Origin of the sequence: Coleofasciculus sp. F4-SAH-05, from assembly GCF_040222985.1 — a bacterium.
GTDB lineage: Bacteria > Cyanobacteriota > Cyanobacteriia > Cyanobacteriales > Coleofasciculaceae > Coleofasciculus > Coleofasciculus chthonoplastes.
On record NZ_JAVKBY010000061.1, the window covers coordinates 43482 to 63098 of the forward strand.

The following is a 19617-nucleotide window of genomic DNA, read 5'->3' on the forward strand; positions in this document are numbered from 1 at the left end:
TTTGCTTCAAACAGACAAAGCGATCGCGTATTTGGATAAACTAGATCTAGTTGTATATAGACACCGGCATGGGTCGGAGTATCTCCATGTCTCTGCAAGAGATAAAAGAACAGGTTAACCAATTATCGGTAAGCGATCGCCTCGCCCTGATCAGTGCGATCATTCAATCCCTGGATGATACCAACCTACAGGAAAACTGGTACTATCTGGTAGCACGTCCCCATCCGTGGCGACGCCAACTTTACATAAAAGGACGCAAACTCCTGGCTTCAACAGTTTGGCAAGATAAGATTGTCAATGAAATGACACCAGAACAAGCCGCAGAAAATTGGGATTTGCCTCTACCTGCAATCTATGAAGTGATCCATTACTGCGAAAGTCATCGGGATCTGATCAAGCTAGAAGCAGACGAAGAACGTTATCGTTTAGAAGAAAAAGGAGTTTTACTTGAGCCTACAACTACTCCTTGATGAAGATTCTCAAGCAAAATACTTGGTCAATTTACTTCAAAAAGTCGGTCATAATGTGCTGAGTGTGAATGAAGCAGATTTGATGGGTCAAGCGGATCTAAGGGTACTCAACTATGCTAGACAACAAAGGCGAGTGTTACTAACCCGTAACTGCGATGACTTTCAGGAACTTCATCAAGCTAATCCCGTGCATCCCGGTATCTTGGCAGTGTTCCAAAATCCTGATATTGCCAAAAATATGAGTTATCAAGCCATTGTTCAGGCGATCGCGAACCTTGAACAAGCAGGCTATACTTTGGAAAATCAATTCATTGTTCTCAATCAATGGAACTACTGAATGGCTAAACCGAGAAAAATCCTGGCGATCGCAGATGAAAAAATTAACTTCAAGTTTAGAGTTTGTAGTCAGCGCTGTCTTCGCTGATGGTACTAAAGTACCAACTACGAACCCAGTTTGATAAGCTGCTTCTCACCGAAAACTTGGGTTCGGAACCTCAGTTCATGACGCAAACGAACATAATAGTATAGTTAGCTCTATCACTGTCGCTCATCCCCAATCATCATCGTGTCCCAGGTTGTTCTCGAAAACGTTTACAAAAGCTTTCCTAGTCGCCAGGAGGGGTCAACTGTCGCGCCTGTGACGACAGAACCCTTGCTCACTCCTAGCGATGAAGCGCCACTGGTAGCCGTTGATTCCTCCTCTCCGTCATCGGGAAGCGTGAATGTTTTGCGGCGGATTAATCTGAGAGTCTACGATGGCGAGTTTATGGTATTGGTGGGTCCTTCGGGTTGTGGCAAAAGTACCCTGCTGCGGGTGATTGCGGGATTAGAGGAATTAACCGGGGGGAAAATTTGGGTGGGCGATCGCATGGTGAATGATTTGCCCCCGAAAGCCCGCAATATTGCTATGGTGTTTCAAAATTATGCCCTCTATCCGCACCTGACGGTCTACGATAATATTGCCTTTGGCTTGCGGCGAACAACGGTGGGATTAGCCTACGACAAGTCTACAACCGAGATGCCGCTTTGGGTCGAGAATGCTTTAATTAGGATGACGCGATCGCTCCCTAAACGATGGCGTTATCGGTGCGATCGCGAACGGGCGATTGATGACCAAGTTCGCTACGTTGCCAAACTCCTGCAAATTGAACCCCTGCTGCATCGACTTCCCAAACAGCTATCTGGGGGACAAAAGCAACGAGTCGCCCTAGGGCGTGCGATCGCCCGGAATCCCCAAGTCTTTCTCATGGATGAACCCCTCTCTAATCTCGATGCGAAACTCCGGGCCCAAACCCGTAGTCAAATTGTGCGCTTACAACGCCAGTTAGGAACCACCACCCTCTATGTCACCCACGATCAAACCGAAGCCATGACGATGGGCGATCGCATTGCGGTGATGAATCAGGGAGAAATTCAGCAAATTGCCCCTCCCCTAGAACTCTATAACCACCCCGCTAATCGGTTTGTCGCCGAATTTATCGGTTCTCCGCCGATGAACTTTATTCCGGTTCAATTTAAAGCGCCCCTGCTAATTCAGCATCGCCAATTTCGGCTGACGCTTCCAGAAGTTTGGCAACCCTTTCTGCAAGACTATGATGGACGTTCTTTAATTCTAGGAATTCGTCCCGAACATTTGAGTGTCAGTGTTCCCGCCCCAAAAAACTTATCGGTCACTGTTGAACAAGTTGAAGCCTTGGGCAATGATACCTATTTATTAGTCAAACTGGATCGAAAAACCCGCTTACAAGCCAGAATTCCCGCCGATCATCTTGTCAAAGTCGGCGATCAAATTTGGTTATCGATTAACGCGGATAAAGTTCATTTCTTTAACGATAGAACAGGTAAAGCCATTCGGTCTAATTAGGGGAAAGCTGAATAAGGGTTGTAGAGACGTAGCCTGCTACGTCTCTACTACGAACCGCGTTTTAATTACGTCATAATTTGCTGTGCCACTTTTTTAATTTCTAGACTTAAAGGATGACTCGGAAAGCGGACGCAAAATACATCACCGCTAGCGAGTTGAATCATCTCTTCTGACAAGGGTAAAATACCTGCAACTGTAGCCTGATAGGTTTGTGCTATATCTTGCTCTAATGCCTTAAAGTCAAGGGATTCATGGGCTTTATTCACCATCAACAGTAACTTAGGCACTTGCAACTTACGTGCCACATCAACGGTAACAGCCGTTCCTTGAAAGTCTTGGCGGTCTGGACGTAGAATAATGAGTAATACGTCAGAGATGGTGATAGATAGTAGGGTTTCTTCATTCAGACCCGGGTGAGTATCAATGAAGAGATAGTCTAGCTTTAAGGCTTGAATTAAATCCTCAAACCCGTCAATTAGCATATTCACATCGTATCCTTCTCGCAAAATCCGGGTAATCTCTCCCATGCGAATACTGGACGGAATCAGATAGATTTTGCTATTGATTTTGCGGTTTTCTCCCAGGATGGAACTGACATCATACGCCGCATCTTGAATTTGACAACGCCCCCATAAATAATCATTTAGGGCGTTTTTCATTTTGTTCTCATCGAAGCCGAAAAGAACGTGAATGCCAGGAGACTGGATATCAGTATCAACAATACCGACTCGATATCCAGCTTTAGCAACAGTCGCGGCTAGATTCGCTGTAGCATTTGATTTGCCCGTACCACCACGGAATGAGTGAATCGACACAATTTCCGACATTTTATACCTCTAACCTCTAGGATGTCGATTAGTTTTGACCCAACGCTAGGCTCAGGGAACCTGGTGTTTGTGTAGGGGCGGGTTTTACTACTATCATTTCTGATTAACCCAGATGTGACTAAACCCGCCCGAACCGATTTGTGTAGGGGCGGGTTTTACTACTATCATTTCTGATTAACCCAGATGTGACTAAACCCGCCCAAACCGATTTGTGTAGGGGCGGGTTTTACTACTATCGTTTCTGATTAACCCAGATGTGACTAAACCCGCCCTGGCTAAGTTTTGAGTTGATCTATCTTAACTCGACTGATTCACACCTTACTGCGGTCAGTTAAAATTTCGTATCCATCGGCTGTCACTAACACAGTATGCTCAAACTGAGCGGATAGGGCATTATCGACGGTTACGGCAGTCCAACGATCCGATAAGATACGGGTAAACTTGGAACCTGCATTAATAATCGGTTCAATTGCCAGAGTCATCCCTTCCCGTAACTTCACATTGGGCATTTGCCGAGTGCGGAAGTGAAACACAGAGGGTTCTTCGTGCAGGTTGCGTCCCACGCCATGACCGGTGAAATCTTCCACCACAAAAAAACTATTGGCGTTCACATGATCTTCGATCGCGCCCGCAATGTCAAGCAGGTAGTTCCCCGCTTTCACCTGTTCGATTCCTTTATACAGTGCGGTTTCTGCGACTTCTATTAACTTGGCAGCGTTGGGTTTAACATTACCCACGGCAATGGTAATACAGGAGTCGCCATGGAAGCCTTCATAGTAAGCCCCGGTGTCAACTTTCAGCACATCCCCCGCCCGAATCACCTTTTTCCGACTGGGTATTCCATGCACCACTTCGTTGTTGAGACAGGAACAGATTGAAGCCGGGAAGCCGTGGTATCCTTTAAAACTAGGTGTTGCTCCCATTTCGCGGATGCGCTTTTCGGCATGAGCATCCAAATCCGCCGTCGTCATCCCCGGTTTAACCTGTTCGGAAATTTCTTTGAGAACTGTGGCGACTATTTTAGACGCCTGCCGCATAATGGTAAGTTCAGACTCGGATTTAATTTCGATGCCCCGACGTTGTTTTTTCGGACGAGACGGCTGGGCGGGTTTGGAAAGCAGGTTACTAAGAATATTCATGTAAACGATGAAACCGAGAATGGGTGAGCGTTATGGGGAGATCCCCTTGCCTCTTCCTACCTTGGCAGAAAGCCTGCTGACAAAAAAGGTACGTTCAGGTTTCAATTCCCCGATGTTGCCGATTCAATCAGTTTCTGTCGGCTGGGCAAGGGTGATCCGGCGACAAAGTTTTATCTTATCATTAGATTAGGCTAACTCCGGCTTATTTGCTAGATATCGTGTTAATCAACCCTTCTTTGAATCTGATAAACAGGCACGGCATTGCCGTGCCCCTACGGGTTCGATTCCTTGGGTTATTGAAGTTGATGTCCCCGTTCCCAATTGTGGTGATAATCATGGTTCAATTCTTACAAAAATCAATAAGTTTCGCTGAATTTATCCAATGGAAGCCAGCCAATAAACGCTATGAACTGCATGATGGAGTCATTATTGAAATGCCACAGCCTACAGGTGAACATGAAGATGTTGTAGGATTTTTAGCTGAAAAGCTGACATTAGAATATGTCCGCCTCCAGCTTCCCTATTCTATTCCCAAAACGGCGCTGGTTAAATCAGCCTCAAGTGAATCGGCTTATTCGCCAGATATCTTGTTGATCAATCGTTTGAATTTGAGCAACGAACCCTTGTGGAAAAAAGAGTCTACTTTAATTCTGGCAGCTTCGATTCCTTTGGTGATTGAAGTGGTTAGCAGTAATTGGCGGGATGATTACTACAAAAAATATGGGGAGTACGAAGGAATAGGAATTCCTGAATACTGGATCGTTGATTATTTGGCTCTGGGCGGTCGTAAATTTATTGGTAATCCGAAACAACCAACGGTTTCTATTTATGTTTTAGTGGAGGGAGAATACCAAGTTAGTCAATTTCGAGGGAATGACTGCATCCAGTCAGTTGCTTTCCCTAACTTACAGTTAACCGCTGAAGAAATATTTCAGTCGGTTAGTTGTTAGTTCAAGTCAGATATTTTTTCAATCAACCCTTTGAATTTGATAAACAGCTTACAACCCCACCTTTAGGGGCACGGCAATGCCGTGCCCTTACTCACCCTATAGATGCTGCATCAGTCAAGAAACCTAACGTTTCACCGGAAGTCTAGAAACCTGTATCGGGGCGGGTTTAGTTATATCTGGGTGCAACCAAAAAGATAGTAGTCAAACCCGCCCCTACACACAGACGCGCCAGTGCCATTCTCCCTAATATGCCATTCAGGGAAAATTAAGCTACTATAACTCTATTACGACCCAGCTAAGTTTAACTACATTTATTTCAATCAAAAAACTCCGATAAAAAAGGACAGATAGCACATGGCACCCGTTCAATCTCCCACGCCGCAATATAACGGCTTATATTGTCAATCTCCAGAGGGAAACTCCCTGGTTTTCCCCCTCAAGCATACCGAGGTTGAGGCGAAAATTGCTGGGAACTTGTCACGAGTCGAGGTAACGCAGCGATTTGAGAACCCCTTTACCCAACCCTTAGAAGCCGTCTATGTCTTCCCCTTACCCGATGAAGCCGCCGTGGATGACATGGAAATTAAAATTGGCGATCGCATAATTAAAGGAACCATTAAAAAACGTGAAGAAGCCCAGCAAATTTACGACAAAGCTAAACAAGAAGGGCGCACAGCCGGATTACTGGAACAAGAACGTGATAATATCTTTACCCAATCCCTCGCCAATATCAAACCCGGTGAACAAATTGATGTCACGATTCGCTATACCAATAGCTTAAACTTTGAACAAGGGGACTATGAATTCGTCTTTCCCATGGTAGTAGGACCCCGATATATCCCCGGTACAACTATTGATGAAAGTGGCGATACCGATGAAGTCCCCGATGCTTCCAGAATTACACCGCCTATTGTACCCGAAGGAACGCGATCGGCACACGATATCGGCGTTACGGTGGAAATTAATGCAGGTGTACCGATTCAAAATGTTCATTCCCCTTCTCATCAGTTGCAGATAGAAACTGAAGGACAAATCGTCCGGGTGCAACTCAGCGGTAATGATACGATTCCGAATAAAGACTTAATCCTGAGATATCAAGTCGCGGGAGACAATACCCAAGCCACCGTCTTAACTCAATCTGATCAACGGGGCGGACATTTTGCCCTTTATTTTATCCCCAGTTTAGATTATCGCCCTGATGAGATTTTTCCCAAGGATGTGGTGTTTCTCATGGACACCTCCGGTTCTCAACAAGGCGCACCCTTGCACAAATGTCAAGAACTAATGCGACGCTTTATTAATGGGTTAAATCCTGACGATACATTCACAATTCTTGACTTTTCTAATACTGTCCGCCATCTCTCCCAAACCCCCCTGGCTAATACATCCGAAAATCGGGAATTAGCCATCAATTATATTAATCAATTACACGCCAGTGGTGCCACCGAAATGCTCAGTGGAATTCGGGATGCGATTAATGTTCCAGCACCAGAGGGGCGCTTGCGGAGTGTGGTGTTACTCAGTGATGGTTATATTGGCAATGAGAATCGCATTTTAGCCGAGGTTCAGCAGGAACTTAAACCCGGAAATCGGTTATATAGTTTTGGGGCGGGGAGTTCAGTTAACCGCTTTTTACTCAATCGCATCGCTGAAATTGGACGCGGAATTTGTCGGATTATTCGTCACGATGAACCGACAGAAAAAGTGGTGGAAAAGTTTTTCCAATCAATTAATAGTCCCGTTTTAACGACAATTGAACTTAACTGGAATGGAACCGGAGAAGCGCCGGAAATTTATCCCGCCATCGCCCCCGATTTATTTGCCCAACAGCCTTTAGTGCTATTTGGACGAAAACGCGATCGCATGGCGGGTGATTTACAGATTAATGGTACTATCGCTGGGGGTGAACGCTATCAAAAGACATTTCACCTCAATTTTAGCGAAACCGGAAATCCAGCCATTGCTCAATTGTGGGGACGAGCGCGGATTAAAGACTTGATGAATCAAATGGTTACTTATGAAACTAAATCGGGAGTTGAGGCGGTAACTGATATGGCATTAACCTATCAGTTATTGTGTCAATATACTGCATTTGTTGCCGTCAGTGATGATGTGCGGGTAGAACCCGGAAGCCAATCGGTTTCCATGAATGTTCCCGTGGAAATGGCAGAAGATGTTAGTTATCGAGGCGTTTTCGGTAAAGCAGCATCTCGTCGTTCAATGTCAATTCAATCAAAACGACGAGCCTATTCAGCTAGTGCGCCAGGTATGTCCCTTGAAAGTCTCTCTCTTTCTGCAGTACCCACGGTATTGGGTGGTATGTATTCGATGAACGCAGATGAGGATAAAATCCCACCTCTACCAACCTCTTCATCCGCAGAAATGGTCAGTAAAGGTATCGATGCAGTGCGGCACAAGTTAGGTCAAAAGCCTTCGTCTCCAGCCGCCAATAATACTCAGTTAGAAGTAGTAAGCGTCACTGGATTGGAGCAAAGTGACACCCTTTCATTGACCCAATATTTGCAAAAAATAAATTTACCCTCTAATTTGAGTGGTGAAATCGTCTTCGAGTTTACCCTAAGTAAAGGGCGCGTCGGGCGAATTCTGTTAGATGAGGAAGCTTCAACCTTGAAAATGGTAAACGTGATTGAGTTAATTAAGCGAAATTTGATCAAGTGGCGTTCTTCTCAATCGGTTAATAGCACCGTGGTGTTAAGATTGCGAATTCAGTCGTAGGATTTAGCTGAATAGAACAGCCAACTGTAGGGGCGCATGGCGTGCGCCCATAAAATTGACAAATCTAATCCACAATTGTAGCTATTCCAATCGTAAAAACTTCTCCAACGCCATCACCATCGCGGGGGGCCAACGGCGGATATTTTCCACCCAATCGATGTCTTTATAGCGCTGATCTAACCCGATCGCAGCTACCCAGTTACTCTCGGCTTCTCCTTGATTCCCGTTAACCCACAAGGCGGCGGTGAGTGAGGCGCGGACATCGGGAAATTGGGGATATTTGCGGATTAGTTTGCGGAGTTCCAGGATTGCCTCTTTTTTCTCGCCAATTTGATAGAGGGCGAGGGCGTGGTTAGCCCGGGCGAAGGCAAAATCCGGGGATAAATCAATGGCTATCTGGTAATTCGCGATCGCGGTTTCCCATTCTCCCTTTCCCGCGTTAGCGTTTCCCAGGTTGTTGTACGCCATCGCGTCATCGGGGTTAATCTGCAATACCTGCTGATAATCTGCGATCGCATGATCCCATTCTCCCTTTCCTTCATAAGCTGTCCCCCGGTTCAAATACGGATCAGGTGCGTTAGGCGCTAACTGAATCGATTGATTAAAATCTGCGATCGCTTCGTCTAATTTATTCTGACTGACTCTGGCATTTCCCCGATTACTCCAGCCTACGGGATTATTGGGTAACAGTTCAATTATTTGTGTCCAATACGCTTCAGCCGTGGCAAACTCACCCAGTTGTGTCGCCGTAAACGCTTTTTGCCGCAATTCGTTGAGCCGCTCAATCTGAGCCTGGGTTAAATCAGGGATTTGGGCTTGTGCCATCACTGATGGCGTTATCCACCATCCAGAGCATACCAGCACTAGCACGATACCGAATAAACTGACAATCCAACGTTTCATGAGAATGTTCAAATCACAGAGGCTATTGATCACTGTACAAGCAATTGGCTTCCCCATCTCCCCCAGCTCCCAGACGCGCCATGGCACGTCTCTACATTGCTCCCTCTGCTCCCCCATCTCCCCCAGCTTCCCCAGCTCCCCCAAACTCCTTTTCACTCTATCTTTACGGATTTCTCACACACTCTTCACACACACGCTACTGAAACCAGTCGTCGCCTCTGTAAAAAGGAACATACCCAAATAAATTGATAGTCTTTCTCAACAAACTCTGATTAGCTTAAGACTATTTCCCTGAGGGGCATTGGGTAAATTGAATTGAGAAAATGCGAATGAGTTATCAAGAAATCCGCTGGTGGACAATCGCTGTTTTAGAGATTGCGATACTGGTGAGTTCGCCGTTCTTAATCCGTATATTTTATCACTTGCCGTAATCTGGAATAACAATACCCCATTGAATTTCAGCTCTGAAACTACTGTGTGGACATACCAAACCACTCTTGGTACAACCCTTGGTATGTCCCATCTTCCATCAACTTTAATAATGTCAAATTTTAGATTTTAGCATTTTGAATTGACTAAAATCTAAAATCTTTGTTCAACCGAGCCGTTAGCTTACCAGCTTTATCCCTCTTACATTAGCGTCCATTAAATAGACTTTACTCAACTTTGCCCCCCTCAAATCAGCACCTCTGAGATTAACTCGGCTCAATTTGACCCCCCTCAAATCAGTACCTCTTAAATCAGCATCCGTTAAATCGGCACCCTTAAGGTCTGCATTTCTCAAATCGGCACCCCTGAGATCAGCACCAATTAAATCAGCCGCTAGCAATTCAGCACCCCTGAGTTGGGCGCGGGTCAATTTGGCGTAGCTGAGGTTGGCTAAGCTGAGGTCAGCACCATTGAGATTAGCGCCCCGTAGGTCTGCTTCACTCAAGTCAGCGCCATTCAGGTCAGTCCTTTCGAGGATAGCACCCCGCAGGTTAGCCGCCGTTAGATCCTTGCCACTGAGGTCTTTTCCACTTAGATTGATCTTCACAGGCTTTTCCATGGTTTTGTTATACAGTCTTGTCTTTAATTGTTATTCATCCCTAGGGATATATTTCATCAGCCATCTGTCGCAAATGGCTTCAGTAAAATTGCTGAATATTTTGAATCTAGGGGAATTGAGTGGCTGAAGAGGAGAGATTTTAAATTAATGAAATCTTAAGGATAAGTAAACCCGCTTAAGCGCCAAACTCAGTTCTTGCAATCCTTCTAAGAGTTTAGACGGATTCATAATTTTTTCTAATCACATCAATAAGGAAAGAGTTGGCAGCTTAACGGTAATCGTCACTCTGATGGTTGATCACTAATTGATACATCTTTGATTTTACGGGACTCCAACCACATAGAAACTCCTATCCAAGCAATCACCAACAGTAGTGCCACGATGCCAAATTTCGCCATCCAAGAGACTAAGGTTTCTAGGGGAATAATCCGTCCCACAAAGAAGGATAAACTAACCATAACGGATGCCCACACAGCAGCCCCCGCTAGGTTACACAAGAAAAATTGAGAGTAAGGCATTTCTGCAATTCCTGCCATCGGTCCAGCAAAGATGCGTAGGAGTGCCACAAATCGTCCAAAAAACACCGCTCTAGCGGCATTTTCACTAAACTGGCGTTTGACTTCTACAAGCTGGGGTTCTGGAATGCGAAAGAAACCTCCTAATCGCAATAAGAATGACCAACCGCCTATTTTGCCAATCCAATATCCACAATTATCACCCAGGACGGCTCCAGTAATGGCACTTGCCAGCACAAACCAATAATTGAGTTCACCACTTCCAGCTAAGAAACCACCTACCAGAGTAATGGTTTCGCCAGGGAGGGGAACTCCAGTATTTTCCAAAGCAATCCCAGAGAAAATAACCCAATAGCCGTACTGATGTGCCAGTTCCTGGATTGTCTCCAGTGATAACAGCTCAAAAGACATCCAGTAAACCCTTTACAAAAATTTATCACCTATCACATTTTCACGTATTTTGGCAAATTGTGTCAACTCGAACAGGACTTACGCCCTCAGGTTATCGGTTGAGACAAGGTATGGGATGGGGTGTGTGGCATGATACAGTAGGGGCGCAAAGACTTGCTTGCGCCCGATTTAACTGTAGGGGCGCAAAGACTTGCGCCCGATTTAACCGTAAAATTGATTCCACTATGTCAAAAGCGAAGTTGTTTTGATACAACTCCTCAAGTTGGCATCAACTCACCTGGACGCAGTTTTGCCCATTTGCCCATTTCTTCCTTAAAGCTGTTACATCCCACGACATCCCATTCCATCTCGACAAAATCCGCTTGAGGACGGATGTTGACATTGATGGTTGGTTCAATCGGCTCAAAATCTGGCGTTTCTGTCAGATGGGGTTGCTGATGCTGGGTTTCCACCGCATTATAGGTGGTGCATCGGTCTACATAGTGGCAGTTAACGCAAATACACATTGCCCAAACTCCAAGTCCTTTTTGTTAGCCTAGCTTAGACCAGCCCTAGATTGACCACTATTTAAATGGATTTTTTGATTTGTCCGATGTCATTCGTCCTTTGTCCCCCAGTATTCGTTACTCACGATGAATTCTGACTTATCGGTTCTGTCTCCTGAAAGGTTTCCCTTCAGTCTAGAGTGGCTACCGCCTCAAGCCTGCTTAGTCGGTGGGGCGGTACGAGATGCGTTGCTGGGGCGACAGGCTGACTATTTGGATTTGGACTTTGTGGTTCCCCATGACGCGGTGAAAGTCGCTCGTAAGCTGGCAAGTCATTACCAAGCTGGGTTTGTGGTGCTGGATGAAGCGCGACGGATTGCTAGAGTTGTTTTTGATACCGCCACCGTTGACATCGCTCAACAGGAAGGGGAAACCCTAGAGACTGACCTGTATCGACGTGATTTTACCATTAATGCGATCGCGTATAATCCCCAGACCCAGCAAATTATTGATCCGTTGCAAGGTGTAGCCGATTGTCGTGCAGGTATAATCCGCATGGTATCCCCGGCGAATCTCCAGGATGATCCCTTACGATTACTGCGGGCTTATCGCCAAGCCGCTCAACTGGGTTTTACGATAGAACCCACCACTCAATCCACAATTCGCCAATTTGCTCCCTTCCTGGCAAACATGGCAGCCGAACGAGTACAAGTTGAATTAAACTACCTACTGCAATCGCCGCAAGGAACACCTTGGCTTACCGCTGCTTGGCAGGATCAATTACTTTACCATTGGTTTCCTTCTACCAAGGCTGATAACTTCACCCAAGTCGCAGCAACGGATAACGCCGCGATTCTACTGGCTCAAACATGGCAGACATTAGCAAGCCTTCTGGAAACCCCAGTCAGTGGCAAATCTTTATCGTGGTTGAGTTTAGCAAAATTGGCGAACGTATTACCCTCTGAGGTTCAACCAGCACAAGCCAAACTTTTACAGTTAAAATACAGCCGCGCCGAAATTCGGGCAGTGTTGATTATGATTCAATACTTACCCCAACTTTTATCTCATATCACCTCACCCATGAGCTTAAGAGAGCAGTATTTTTTCTTTCAAAATGTCGGCTCAGTTTTCCCCGCTTTAGCGGTTCTAGCCATTGCCGAAGGACTATCTGTTGAGTCAATTGCTCCCTTAATTCATCGTTATTTAAACCCAGAGGATCAAGTCGCTCATCCGACTCCCTTAGTCAAGGGTCATGATTTGATGCAACAGTTAAAGTTACCACCGAGTCCTCAAATTGGCGAGTTACTCACAGAGATTCAAATTGCCAGGATTGAAGGCAAAGTTTCGACTCGTGGCGAGGCGTTAGCATTTGCCAAGCGACTTCTATAAATTAGGACACGATGGTATCGTGTCCCTACCGAATCAATTAAGCTGTTCGGCATTTAAACCTTAATGTCAATAATGACGAAAGGATGGTAGTGCGTTAAGCGAAGCCATGCCGCAGGCTTTGCATCTTGCTCGCTACTAATACCCAATTTAAATGCATGACAGCTTATCCCTAAGCTGCGGTAGGCTTGTAGTAGGGAACCTTAGCCCTATATTCTATAGCAACCGCCACGCCAATTAAATCGGGCGCACGTCGGTGCGCCCCTACAGTGTTTGGATGTAAGCGTTATCCACTATATTAGTTGTGCCACTCCATTTCCCTTGTTTCCTAGCTGACTAACTTTAAACCATGATGCCGTTCGCTATCTTCCTCAACCGTATTTTGAACAGTATACTGATTTGACTGTAGCGCCTGTCGCATGGAGATAATTTGTGCCATCATTTGTTCGAGTTGATGGTCTATTTTCTCAACGTCTGAGGGTGTTGGCGATGACGGTTGTGCATCTTGGGCTGGGGTATTACCGAAGACAGCTTGAGCTGATGCTAAGGATGCGGCTAGTGCTTGCATCGAATTCACTTGAGCGGAGGTAATCGGTTGCTCACTAATAGCCTGAGATTCCACTGGCAGCGTCTCAATCACATCTACTGGTGCTGAATTCCCTTGAGACGATATCTGTTCCTCTAATGCGGTTTGCAACGATACTTCTTCTATCTCTGGAGTGTCTTGCTCCATCGCGTTTACGGGTGCAGGTGTCTGAGTGTTTTGATTTACGGTTGTACTGGTTAATTCTGTCGCCTGTTTATCCAACCAGTTTTGTAGCCCAGAAGCATCTAACTGAGATTGTGAGCTTCTGATGTTATCCAGCAGTTTTTGCTTTTCGTCTAACGTCTGGGTTAATTGGGCAAGTTTTTGTTCAACAACAGCCGATTTCCGATTTGACTGTTGCCACCCCATCATGGCTAAACTTGTGAGTCCCATACCTGCGCTCAGTAAGCCCGCTACCCCTAGATACTGAGGTGCAAAGTCTTTCAATTCGCCAAAAAAAAGCGGTTCTTCTTGAACTTGAACCGTCACAGGTTTGGAACCGAATAGATTGAGGGGTAGAGTCAAGGTTGCAAATACGGCTGCTGAAAGTGCCACGGGTGTAAGCATGAATTTGATGGCAGTTGCACTGGTTGTCATTGGTAGTTCCCTCTAAAAGTTACCTGCGTTTGTGGTGATACCTAAGATGTATCAGCCGTGTTCAACGGTTTTGCAGATTACCCCTGTTTATGAATTAACGGCTCTAACCCCGAAAGGAGTATGAAGTTGTAGTGCACCTGATCTTAAAGAGCAGTTCCTTGGAGCCGTATAAAGTTCATCGGATAGATGAATGCTTTATGTCCTTGATTTTAGTTTGCTCTCTCTTTTACTTAATTTAATATAAATTTCGCTAATTGTATATAAAGCTTTTATGAAGAATTTATTCAGGGTATAAATACCCAATGAATTTATTTTCACAGAGAAAAAATTTCATGATGTTTTTTTCGGCAACCCGCTCTTGCCAAACTGGGCGGATTTAGTCATATATGGGTGCAGCAAGAAAGGATAGTAATCAAACCTGCCCCGACAAAACTTATGACTTGATCGGGTAAGGAAAGTTGCCGCAATTGTTGATTTATCTTAACGGCTGCGGCTAATCCAGACTTGATCGCACTTTCAATCAAATTATGCCCACACCAATCGCCACAACAGACGAGGGGTAAGGGTGTAGTTGTCACCAGACAATCTTTATCGGCGGGAGTTCTGGGAAAGGCATAGCGCCAGCGATGGATTTGGAACCAATCCGGAGTCTTGAGCCAAGGAACGAGGATTTGAGCCGCGTGAGTGAGTAACTGTTGACCCGCTTCCTGTAAATCGGCAGCCTCTAGATAATGTTGAGCAAATTCAGCCGTACTATGAAACACATAGATTGGTGAAGTTGAATTAGACCGTTTACTGCTATCTAAACCAATCCAAGCTAAATTATTATCTGGAGAACATTTTATCGAGCCTGATGTTAATGGCGTTTGCTGGGGGCTCGAATAACCCGCCATGACACTCAAACAGGGGTTAAATTCTACTGTCTGTAGACTCTCTAAGAAATTAGAGGAGAACTCTTTTTCTAGGGGTTCGAGCACTGGTAAGGCTTGGGGGGCGGGAATCGCCATAACCACGGCGGCGGCGGTTAAGTTGTTGTCAGTTTTCTCAGGTGTATGATAGGTAATCTGCCAGGTTTGTTCAGGGGTAGGCGCGATCGCACAGACGCGACAGGAGAAGCGGATATCTAAATTATGAGCCAGATATTTGGCAATAGCTGTCATACCTGTGGGGGCGACATACCGAGGAGATGGGCATTCAGACTGATCTTGATTATCCATCCACAGGTGCAGAATGCCGCGATCGCACAATGTCTCAATTAGTTGCTGGGATAACTTGCCCTTCGCCTCTAGAAACGGCACACCATGATCCACAGGGGTTCCCTGAATGCGTCGAGTTGCCACTCGCCCACCAACGCCACGAGACTTTTCTAAGACAACAACTCGATACCCAGCTTGGTACAATTGTTGAGCGCAGGTTAGTCCTGCCATACCTGCACCGATAATCGCAATATCAAACACTACAGAATCTCCTGTCCGGTTGATGCTTAGTATACAGGTAGAATAGAGAACAGTAGTGGCTTAGGGGTTGGAGGGAATACCATTGGATGAACTCAGAAGCGCCTTAGAACTGGCAACGGAAGACGAATTACAACAACTGACACAAATTTTGTTCCGTCGTCAGTTTAATCCCCTAGACTATCTGCAAACCCCTGAACCCATCGACGTTCAAAGTCAAGATCGGCAGGTGTGGTTGGATAATCTAGAGCAACGGTTTCGCTTTTTAGCCGCCGATGGGATGACTGTGCTTAAGGGACGCACCAATGACTTCACGTACCGACAAGCATTGATTCAGGTTTGCCGTTACCTGAAGATCCCTTATTCCCAAAAACTATCCACCACGGATCTGGAAGCAGAAATATTTCTTAACCTGATGAGTCGCGCCTGGAAAAAATTACCCCAGGCTGAACAAAAATCGCTTACCGTGCGGGTACAACGCTCATTAGCCCAGTCGAATCAATCCCAACCGTTACCCGCACATATCCAGCACAATCCGATGGATTTGTTGATTAAGGGGGGTTCGGCGTTAGCGGTGTCTTCCATTGTCAAGCCAATTATTCTTAAACAGGTAGCGCGTCAGTTTGCCATCCATTTTGCCCGCTATCAAGTGGCAAAACAAGCAGCGGTTCAGGGAGGAGCAGCAGCGGCGACTCAGTTTCAGAATTACCTGGTGCTGCAAACGGCGAAGCGGGGAATGGCAGCGAATGCAGCACGTTATGGGGCAACTCGCACCTTATTTGCTTTTGTCGGACCCGTATTGTGGGGCTATTTCTTCGCCGACTTAGGCTGGCGTGCGATCGCGACAAATTACGGTCGGATTATCCCCACTATCTTAGCGTTAGCCCAAATTCGCCTACTCCGGAGCGAGTGTTGGGAACCGGTGTAGCCTCGTTTTCCGATTAATGCCAATATTTTTAGGGGAGGGAACTCGAACGGTTAAAATCGCTGAACGAAACGAAGTCCGCCTCGGCGGACTCAGGAAAAATTAGGGAATTATTCACCATTTACAGAAGTTTGACATTTGAGAAGTTAAACTCCTGAACGGACTCTTTGCCATCGGTTTCTGTGCGAATAATGCGCTGGGTCAGAATAAAATAGTCGCCAACCTTTTCGTAATTATCTTCAAACACACTTTTACCGCCCTTTTGTTCACCCGTTTTGGGGTCATGGTAGACGGAATCATAACGGTGAGAAAGATAACCTTCCCCCGTGTTGTGGGAACTAAAGGTGTTAATCGTGACGACAACGCCGTGAATGTGACGGTGGACGTGGGTTACTTCATTATCACGGACTTTGTAGCGATCGCCTTCTGCTTTACCACCCATTAAGAGTTCCACATCACCTGTCTCATCGGTATCCCCGAAGGAGAAGGTATTCTTCCCGTGGGTGTCTTCAAAGGAACGGCGAACCCGGTGAATCGCGGTTTCCCAAAGTTGAGAGTGAATCGCTTGCTTGGCGTCTTCGTCTTCGACATCAAAGACTTCGGCTTTCATATCCGGGTTAACCCGAACCTTCCCTGTAACCACCTGATCATCCTGTTTGAATGTCACGTCTGCGGTGTAACCGGGGAAATCTTTATCCCAGGTGTAGCGGTTCTCATACGCCGCCCGAAAGAAATCACGAGCTGATGTTTGAACTCCAACCATCTGCCTCTCCTAATCATTTTAGTTGCTGTAAACTAGCATAGTCGGGACTATCCAGCCTGTATAGACCCCAAGTGGGTACTGTCTGCGTCAACTACGCCACTGGGGAGCAGGGGAAAATAGTGAATGGTGCAAGATATGAGTTAAACGGCAAAGATTTTAACATCAACCCCGTTTATTGACTTACAACTTCTAATGTATAGGTGAGACAATTTTTAACGTTTTCACCACAGGAATTATAGCTTCAGTTGTCAGGATAAATTGCTTTCTAATAAAAGGAGAAGTCATCGCGGACAGAAGACCCCCGTAATCCAGGTTAAAATTCACTTCATCTCCAACTTGTAAGTTGTGGTTCTTGCCGTCGAGAATAATATGATCACTGCTAGCTCCGAGTATTTCTAGCTTTTTCTTCGATTTCAAGCTAGATACCAGAACGTCCTGCCTTCCCAAAGCAATAATCACTCTCTGGCTAATTCCTCGATCTGAGAAACTAGGAACGTTTCCAAAAGCATCTTGACAGATTTCGCCAAATGGTAGGGAGGGCTTTGTCTTGGACTCAATAACTTCGGCAACGAGTTTGAATGCCTCTGTGTGTAAACCTGGAATCGCTTTTCGGTTGACAGTTTCGCACCCTAAAAGGATGGATTCACCCAAGCGAAGATTGTTGATATTGCCGATATATTGAGCAGATTTATACCATTCATAATTAGCCGAATTACCGCCGGATATTATTTCCAAATTAATCTGAAATTCTTTTTTGATGCCATTAACCAGTTCAGACAATTTATGCATATTTTTATTGTCTGGCTTTACTCCACCATAACAAGCCAAATTGCAGCCAATACCAACAATTTTTATATGGGATAGAGAAAGAGTTTTTCTGATAAATTGAGAAAGATCACCAGGAAGTACCCCTTCCCGCAGATCTCCCAACTCTACCATCACAATTATTTGATGATTTCTATTATGTATTTTTGCATAATAGGAAAGTTGCTTAATCGTCTCGATTTCAGTGTTTAGACTAATGTCTACACTGGTAACCACAGCTTCCGCCTGACTTAAAGGAGTGCGTAGAAGCACAAACTGAGTGGATATCCCAGCATTTTTCATTTTTTGAATGTTTTCAAGGCGAGAGTCAGCAATAAATCTGACTCCACCTTGAATCATTGCCTCGACAATAGAAGGTTCTCCTAGCACTGCTTTGGAGACTCCCATCAATGAAATTCCTCTCTGCCCATAAAGTTCACATAGCATTCGGGCATTGTCCCGTATTTTAGATAGGGAAATTTCTATCCTTGGCATAAACAATTTCATTGATTATTTCCAGACGATTACGTCTACCTCATTCCCAATACAGGCATTTTTGCTAAAGTCTTCTGCTTGATAATTTGATTCAGGTTGGGAAAATGATCACCTAAAGCTTGAATGATTTTTTGACATCCATGTTTCAAGACATCCATTGTCGGTAATTGAAACTGCCTCTCATAATCCTCTATGATTGTCAAAATCTCTTCATCTGCTAGGTTTTCATGGCTTAATGCAATCGCCATAACTTTAGCTTGAGAAATCGCTTCAATCAGTTTAATTTCGCTCTCAACAGTTGGCATTGGCAAATGAGGAAAATCGCACCGAAATTTCCTAGCTGGTGGATGTTGAAGGATAATACCATCGGGCATACTTCCTTTCAAGATGCCGAGAGAACTCATAAAAGCGGGATGACTAACGGCACTCTGTCCCTCAACTAAAATGATGTCGGGACGTTCGTTGTCAAAGGCTTGAATAATAGAGTGTTCTATTTCACCAATCACAAATTGGGAAATCAAAGCATCAATCGATATGCCATACATTGCTCCCTGCATCAAACCAGTTTGACCCGTCGCTACCAATACTGACTTTATGCCGAGAGTCTTGAGGGACTTGTTGAGTTCTATTGCGGTTGTCATTTTGCCGCAAGCACAATCTGTACCTAATATGGCGATTACGGGAACATTAATTTTAGAGAGTTGACCCGTAAAGACGTGCAAATCTTGTAATTGTGGAGGTTTTCTGATATCTTTAATTTGGATATTATTTTGGGCAGCCATCTGGGTAAACTCTTGATCTTCAGAGAAAAACTGATGAAGACCGTTAATGATATCCATTCCTTTTTCCATGGCTTCTAAGATAAGAAACCGTTCTGCCGGGGATATAAAGGCATCTAAGGGAGCTTTGCCATAAATGTAACAGTTGGGAACCTCTGAAAGGTTAATTAATGCTTCATTTAAATTAGCAAAAATGGGTATACCATTCTTTTCTTGCCCTAATTCTTCCCCTGCGTCTTTACCCGCTCGTGAACTATCAATCACCCCAACAATTGTATACCGTTCAGAGTGTCGAACCAACCCAGCAGCAGTTTTTCCGTCGGCTAAACTAAATTGATTTTCGCAGTAAATTAAAGCCGTTTCTTTTCTGATTGTCATTTCAATTAGTTTCTTTTAACTTTTTTTTCACTCATCAGGAGACTTTTTGGTAATTGCCAAGTATCTCGACAATTTATAATTTTCTCTACCTACTTGAAATCC

Annotated in this window: 18 protein-coding genes; 7 read left to right on the forward strand and 11 right to left on the reverse strand. The window is 45.1% G+C overall.

Going from position 1 to position 19617, the window contains the following annotated elements:
* Window positions 1–86 precede the first annotated feature (86 nt).
* The 3 genes from RIG27_RS07315 to RIG27_RS07325 all read left to right on the forward strand — a co-directional run bounded on the left by RIG27_RS07315 (window position 87) and on the right by RIG27_RS07325 (window position 2334).
* On the forward strand, window positions 87–470 hold the full coding sequence (locus tag RIG27_RS07315) for a hypothetical protein (protein WP_446343804.1): 384 nt from the start codon (window positions 87–89) through the stop codon (window positions 468–470).
* Complete coding sequence (locus RIG27_RS07320; protein WP_446343806.1) at window positions 448–807, forward strand: DUF5615 family PIN-like protein; 360 nt, start codon at window positions 448–450, stop codon at window positions 805–807. The genes RIG27_RS07315 and RIG27_RS07320 overlap by 23 nt, the downstream gene beginning before the upstream one ends.
* Window positions 808–1035: 228 nt before the next feature.
* A complete protein-coding gene (locus RIG27_RS07325) occupies window positions 1036–2334 on the forward strand; it encodes an ABC transporter ATP-binding protein (protein ID WP_446343808.1) in 1299 nt (432 codons plus the stop codon).
* Window positions 2335–2399: 65 nt separating this feature from the next.
* Here the strand turns inward: RIG27_RS07325 and RIG27_RS07330 are convergent, their stop codons facing one another.
* A complete protein-coding gene (locus RIG27_RS07330; protein ID WP_446343810.1) occupies window positions 2400–3161 on the reverse strand; it encodes a MinD/ParA family ATP-binding protein in 762 nt (253 codons plus the stop codon).
* Between the two features lie 311 nt (window positions 3162–3472).
* Window positions 3473–4300 carry a type I methionyl aminopeptidase gene (gene map, locus RIG27_RS07335; RefSeq protein ID WP_446343782.1) on the reverse strand — a complete coding sequence of 276 codons (828 nt, stop codon included), beginning with the start codon at window positions 4298–4300 and terminating at the stop codon, window positions 3473–3475.
* Window positions 4301–4635: 335 nt separating this feature from the next.
* Between map and RIG27_RS07340 the strand changes: the two genes are divergently transcribed.
* Window positions 4636–5250, forward strand: a complete 615-nt coding sequence (locus RIG27_RS07340) for a Uma2 family endonuclease (RefSeq protein WP_446343812.1) — start codon at window positions 4636–4638, stop codon at window positions 5248–5250.
* Window positions 5251–5604: 354 nt separating this feature from the next.
* On the forward strand, window positions 5605–7986 hold the full coding sequence (locus RIG27_RS07345) for a VIT domain-containing protein (protein ID WP_446343813.1): 2382 nt from the start codon (window positions 5605–5607) through the stop codon (window positions 7984–7986).
* Window positions 7987–8067: 81 nt separating this feature from the next.
* Here RIG27_RS07345 and RIG27_RS07350 read toward each other — a convergent pair whose 3' ends face one another.
* The 4 genes from RIG27_RS07350 to RIG27_RS07365 form a co-directional block, all read right to left on the reverse strand.
* On the reverse strand, window positions 8068–8889 hold the full coding sequence (locus RIG27_RS07350; RefSeq protein WP_446343815.1) for a tetratricopeptide repeat protein: 822 nt from the start codon (window positions 8887–8889) through the stop codon (window positions 8068–8070).
* A 607-nt stretch (window positions 8890–9496) separates the two neighbouring features.
* Window positions 9497–9925, reverse strand: coding sequence for a pentapeptide repeat-containing protein (locus tag RIG27_RS07355; RefSeq protein ID WP_446343817.1), 429 nt, complete (start codon window positions 9923–9925; stop codon window positions 9497–9499).
* A gap of 293 nt (window positions 9926–10218) precedes the next feature.
* Window positions 10219–10863 (reverse strand): DedA family protein, encoded by a 645-nt coding sequence (locus tag RIG27_RS07360; RefSeq protein ID WP_006098423.1) that lies wholly within the window; start codon window positions 10861–10863, stop codon window positions 10219–10221.
* 257 nt (window positions 10864–11120) lie between these two features.
* Window positions 11121–11369 (reverse strand): Ycf34 family protein, encoded by a 249-nt coding sequence (locus RIG27_RS07365; RefSeq protein ID WP_446343820.1) that lies wholly within the window; start codon window positions 11367–11369, stop codon window positions 11121–11123.
* Window positions 11370–11495: 126 nt separating this feature from the next.
* Between RIG27_RS07365 and RIG27_RS07370 the strand changes: the two genes are divergently transcribed.
* Entirely contained in the window at window positions 11496–12737 is a 1242-nt protein-coding gene (locus tag RIG27_RS07370; RefSeq protein ID WP_446343822.1) for a CCA tRNA nucleotidyltransferase, read from the forward strand.
* Window positions 12738–13062: 325 nt separating this feature from the next.
* On the opposite strand, the gene RIG27_RS07375 is transcribed toward RIG27_RS07370, so the two are convergent.
* Together RIG27_RS07375 and RIG27_RS07380 are read right to left on the reverse strand one after the other, a co-directional pair.
* Window positions 13063–13917, reverse strand: coding sequence for a hypothetical protein (locus tag RIG27_RS07375; RefSeq protein WP_446343823.1), 855 nt, complete (start codon window positions 13915–13917; stop codon window positions 13063–13065).
* Between the two features lie 380 nt (window positions 13918–14297).
* Complete coding sequence (locus RIG27_RS07380) at window positions 14298–15374, reverse strand: NAD(P)/FAD-dependent oxidoreductase (RefSeq protein ID WP_446343825.1); 1077 nt, start codon at window positions 15372–15374, stop codon at window positions 14298–14300.
* Window positions 15375–15456: 82 nt separating this feature from the next.
* On the opposite strand from RIG27_RS07380, the gene RIG27_RS07385 reads away from it, so the two are divergent.
* The gene (locus RIG27_RS07385; RefSeq protein WP_446343827.1) at window positions 15457–16299 is read left to right on the forward strand and encodes a YaaW family protein; all 843 of its coding nucleotides are present in this window, start codon (window positions 15457–15459) and stop codon (window positions 16297–16299) included.
* Window positions 16300–16417: 118 nt separating this feature from the next.
* Here the strand turns inward: RIG27_RS07385 and RIG27_RS07390 are convergent, their stop codons facing one another.
* The 3 genes from RIG27_RS07390 to RIG27_RS07400 all read right to left on the reverse strand — a co-directional run bounded on the left by RIG27_RS07390 (window position 16418) and on the right by RIG27_RS07400 (window position 19515).
* Window positions 16418–17059 carry a DUF3386 domain-containing protein gene (locus RIG27_RS07390; RefSeq protein WP_446343829.1) on the reverse strand — a complete coding sequence of 214 codons (642 nt, stop codon included), beginning with the start codon at window positions 17057–17059 and terminating at the stop codon, window positions 16418–16420.
* Between the two features lie 189 nt (window positions 17060–17248).
* Window positions 17249–18370, reverse strand: coding sequence for an alanine/ornithine racemase family PLP-dependent enzyme (locus tag RIG27_RS07395; RefSeq protein ID WP_446343831.1), 1122 nt, complete (start codon window positions 18368–18370; stop codon window positions 17249–17251).
* 23 nt (window positions 18371–18393) lie between these two features.
* Window positions 18394–19515 (reverse strand): DUF1611 domain-containing protein, encoded by a 1122-nt coding sequence (locus tag RIG27_RS07400; protein ID WP_446343833.1) that lies wholly within the window; start codon window positions 19513–19515, stop codon window positions 18394–18396.
* Window positions 19516–19617 lie beyond the last annotated feature (102 nt).

Excerpts from the sequence above, each read along its gene's own strand:
- RIG27_RS07345 (WP_446343813.1), top strand. The coding sequence starts at position 5,605 with ATGGCACCCGTTCAATCTCCCACGCCGCAATATAACGGCTTATATTGT.
- RIG27_RS07395 (WP_446343831.1), bottom strand. The coding sequence starts at position 18,370 with ATGAAATTGTTTATGCCAAGGATAGAAATTTCCCTATCTAAAATACGG.
- RIG27_RS07370 (WP_446343822.1), top strand. The coding sequence starts at position 11,496 with ATGAATTCTGACTTATCGGTTCTGTCTCCTGAAAGGTTTCCCTTCAGT.
- RIG27_RS07375 (WP_446343823.1), bottom strand. The coding sequence starts at position 13,917 with ATGACAACCAGTGCAACTGCCATCAAATTCATGCTTACACCCGTGGCA.
- RIG27_RS07365 (WP_446343820.1), bottom strand. The coding sequence starts at position 11,369 with ATGTGTATTTGCGTTAACTGCCACTATGTAGACCGATGCACCACCTAT.
- RIG27_RS07400 (WP_446343833.1), bottom strand. The coding sequence starts at position 19,515 with ATGACAATCAGAAAAGAAACGGCTTTAATTTACTGCGAAAATCAATTT.
- RIG27_RS07360 (WP_006098423.1), bottom strand. The coding sequence starts at position 10,863 with ATGTCTTTTGAGCTGTTATCACTGGAGACAATCCAGGAACTGGCACAT.
- RIG27_RS07350 (WP_446343815.1), bottom strand. The coding sequence starts at position 8,889 with ATGAAACGTTGGATTGTCAGTTTATTCGGTATCGTGCTAGTGCTGGTA.
- RIG27_RS07330 (WP_446343810.1), bottom strand. The coding sequence starts at position 3,161 with ATGTCGGAAATTGTGTCGATTCACTCATTCCGTGGTGGTACGGGCAAA.
- RIG27_RS07390 (WP_446343829.1), bottom strand. The coding sequence starts at position 17,059 with ATGGTTGGAGTTCAAACATCAGCTCGTGATTTCTTTCGGGCGGCGTAT.
- RIG27_RS07315 (WP_446343804.1), top strand. The coding sequence starts at position 87 with ATGTCTCTGCAAGAGATAAAAGAACAGGTTAACCAATTATCGGTAAGC.
- RIG27_RS07340 (WP_446343812.1), top strand. The coding sequence starts at position 4,636 with ATGGTTCAATTCTTACAAAAATCAATAAGTTTCGCTGAATTTATCCAA.
- map (WP_446343782.1), bottom strand. The coding sequence starts at position 4,300 with ATGAATATTCTTAGTAACCTGCTTTCCAAACCCGCCCAGCCGTCTCGT.